This is a genomic window from Blastomonas sp. CCH1-A6 (assembly GCF_001556365.1).
GTDB classification, from domain to species: Bacteria; Pseudomonadota; Alphaproteobacteria; order Sphingomonadales; family Sphingomonadaceae; genus Blastomonas; species Blastomonas ursincola.
Genome location: NZ_LSIS01000393.1, coordinates 1 through 3,305, shown reverse-complemented (window position 1 = coordinate 3,305; position 3,305 = coordinate 1). Strand labels below are relative to the sequence as shown.

The following is a 3,305-nucleotide window of genomic DNA, read 5'->3' as shown; positions in this document are numbered from 1 at the left end:
GCAGCCTTGCACTGCCGCCCCACAATGTCAATTTAGCGCACTGTCACCGTAATTCGTAATTGGGCAACTCGATTTTCTGGAAAAATAAGTGCACATCCCTAACGAGGCTTGTGTTAATCTTTTTCTTCTTTTTATTTCGCTCAAAAATTTCAATCTCGTTCTCGCCAATTTTAAGGCTAGTAATGTCTGAAATTACAACGCTCCTAAAAGGAAATATAAAGAATTTAATTAATTCACCATCACTGGAAATGGCAGGCAATCCGAAGATGGCCCGAAACACATAAATCAACGCAATCAAATTGATAAAAATTGATCCAATCAGAACTGTTATACCTATCAAATTAAGGCCATCGTCAGTCCTCAATACCCCACTTAACCGCCCCGATGTCACAGGCGCAGAATACATCCATAACGAACAAACGAAAAACACACATGCCCACAATATAACTAGGCGAAATTTATATTTTGCACATATTACACGTTTATTGCTCATCGACAGCCTCTCGCATTACGGTGACACGTGCATAAATCCCTAGACACGAATTCCGGGGACACGATACTTAATTCCATCAGTCAGCCCCCTTGCCTTCCTTCCGCGCTTGGTGGGGTCATGCTGCGCATCATGGCACGTTCCGCCTCGGCAATCCATGCCGCCTCGGCCAGCGGCCTGCCGGTGCGCAGGCGTGCCTCGATGGGTTCGAGCACCCTCTCGCCTCGCGACATGGTGCGCTGCCACCGTGATCCGCGTCGCCATATTCCACGTCACAGCTATAGTCCGGGCCGCCATCCCCGGTCAGATTGCCATTGCCGCCATTGCCTAACCCGGCGCGGCCAGCGGGAGGTCCACGCCTTCCGGGGCGCGATTTGACGCCCGCAACGCCTACAGCCCCAGGATGTGCTTCGCGATGTGGTAGATGCTGTGCTGTTCCAGCGTGCCGTGGAACAGATGCGCCTGGGGGCCGGCGGCCTTGACCACGACATCCTCGCCGCCATGCGTCTCGCCCGAGGTCGGCACCAGCGACTGCTGGAGATAGTTGAGCGCAGCGGTATCTTCCTGCGCGGGGTCGGTGCGCGGTTCGTTCACCTTGGCGCCGGGGCCGTTGGCATAGCCGAGCGTCGTATAGGCCTTGCCGTCCTTGGCGGTGATCGGCTCGCCGTCCTCGGTGATGCTCGCCAGGCCGAAGATCGAATTGCCGCGCGGCGGATAGCCCGCGATGGTGAAGACATGGCTGTGATCGGCGGTGACCAGGATCAGCGTCTCGTCGAGATTGACCATCTCCAGCGCCTTGGCGATCGCGGCATCGAGCGCGACGGTATCGTCGAGCGCGCGGTGCGCGTTGCCACCGTGATGCGCATGGTCGATGCGCCCGCCCTCGACCATCAGTACATAGCCCTGCTCGGACGATCCCAGCTTCTTCACCGCCAGCTCGACCATTTCGGCGAGCGAGGGCTCGCCGGCCTTGTCCTTCGCGCGGTCGGCCTCGAATTGCATGTGGCTGGGCTCGAACAGGCCGAAGACCGGCGCGCTGTCGGCGGGGTTCAGCGCGGCGAACTGGCTGGCGTTCCAGACATACCGGCCCTTCGGGTTCTTCTTCTTCCATTCGGCGACCAGATCCCGGCCATCCTTGCGGGCCCCCTTCTTGTCGGCATATTCCGGGTCCGATTGCGTGGCCGGCATGAACGCGGCGCGGCCGCCGCCGAGCACGAGTTTCAGCCCCTTGGCATGCGGCCATTCGACCAGCTGGCGCGCGATGTCGCGGCAGGCAGCGCCCGCGGGAAGTTCGCTGTCCGATTCCCAGTTGCGATCGACGCTGTGCGCATAGGTCGAGGCGGGCGTCGCGTGCGTGATGCGCGCGGTGGAGATGACGCCGAGCGCCTTGCCCGCGCTTTCGGCCTGTTCGAACAGGGTGGGCACATCCCTGCCCGCCGCCGTCTCGCACTTGCCGCGCAGCGCCGCCGGAGCGACCGACAGCATGCCCGAGCGGGTCTTGGTGCCGGTGACCAGCGCGGTGGCGGTCGCGGCGGAATCGGCGACCTGGAAATCGTGGCTATAGGTCTTCACCATGGCCGAATAGGGCATCGCATCGATCGCGGTCTCGTTCGATTCGCCGTCGCGCCCAGCCTTCTGGCCCTCCCAGATGCGCCCGGCGGTCAGCGTGCTCACCCCCATGCCGTCGCCGATGAAGATGATCAGGTTCTTCGCCTTGCCGGTGCGCGCCTGCATCGCGAGCCGCGCCTGCAATTGCGCCTGGCCCTGTGCGGCATAATCGGCGGCGGTCTGCTCGCCCCGCTCCTTGTCCGGCGCGGCTTCCTTGGGTGCATTGTGCTGAGCCAGAACCGGCGCAGACCAAAGGGCGGCAAGGCACAACAGGGTGGCAAGCGGGCGGTTCATGGCGCAGTCTCCTCCAAATCTGCCGCCGCTCTGTCACGAAGCCATGACAAATTCGAGACTTTTCGGGGCTGCATGCGTCCGAATGCTTGCAATCGATTGCAACAACCCTGCACATAGACTTGACCCAATCCATTTTGCAGCGCAGCATGCGCGCATGGCCGACATTGACACCGCTCACCTTACCCCGATCAGTCAGAACCCCGATATCCGCTATCTTGGCCGGATATTGGGCGACGTCATCCGCGCCTATGGCGGCGAGAAGCTGTTCCGCCAGACCGAATATATCCGCTCGGCCAGCGTCGATCGGCATCGCGGCGTTGCGGGCGCGGACGAGATCGACACCGGACTCGAGGCCCTCAACCTCGACGACACATTGTCGTTCGTGCGCGGCTTCATGCTGTTCTCGATGCTCGCCAACCTTGCCGAGGACCGCCAGGGTGTTGCGCAGGAGACCGGCGCGACCGTGGCCGAAGCGGTGGCGCGCCTGCGCGAGCACGGAGTCAGCGATACCGCAATCGGCGATCTGCTCGACCAGAGCCTGATCGTCCCCGTGCTCACCGCGCACCCGACCGAGGTGCGACGCAAGTCGATGATCGATCACAAGAACCGCGTCGCCGACCTGATGAAGCTGCGCGATGCCGGGCTGGACGAGACCGCAAACGGCGACCGGATCGACGAGGCGCTGCACCGCCAGATCGCGCTGCTCTGGCAAACCCGTCCGTTGCGCCGCGAACGGCTGTTCGTCGCCGACGAGGTTGAGAATGCGCGCGCCTATATGCAGGACGTGTTCCTGCCGGTGCTGCCGATGCTCTATGCGCGCTGGGAGCGGGTGCTGGGCCATCGCCCGCCCGCCTTTCTGCGGCTGGGCAGCTGGATCGGCGGCGACCGCGACGGCAACCCGTTCGTCACCGCC

General features: G+C 62.0%; 3 protein-coding genes. 1 reads left to right on the top strand and 2 read right to left on the bottom strand.

Annotation, left to right across the window (positions count from 1 at the left end; genetic code table 11):
• Positions 1-43 precede the first annotated feature (43 nt).
• The gene (locus tag AX735_RS25305; RefSeq protein WP_137776294.1) at positions 44-493 is read right to left on the bottom strand and encodes a hypothetical protein; all 450 of its coding nucleotides are present in this window, start codon (positions 491-493) and stop codon (positions 44-46) included.
• Between the two features lie 387 nt (positions 494-880).
• The gene (locus tag AX735_RS17850) at positions 881-2,392 is read right to left on the bottom strand and encodes an alkaline phosphatase (RefSeq protein WP_066282946.1); all 1,512 of its coding nucleotides are present in this window, start codon (positions 2,390-2,392) and stop codon (positions 881-883) included.
• Between the two features lie 154 nt (positions 2,393-2,546).
• On the opposite strand from AX735_RS17850, the gene AX735_RS17845 reads away from it, so the two are divergent.
• Positions 2,547-3,305: phosphoenolpyruvate carboxylase (locus tag AX735_RS17845; RefSeq protein WP_156447539.1), on the top strand; the 759-nt coding region annotated here is incomplete at its 3' end.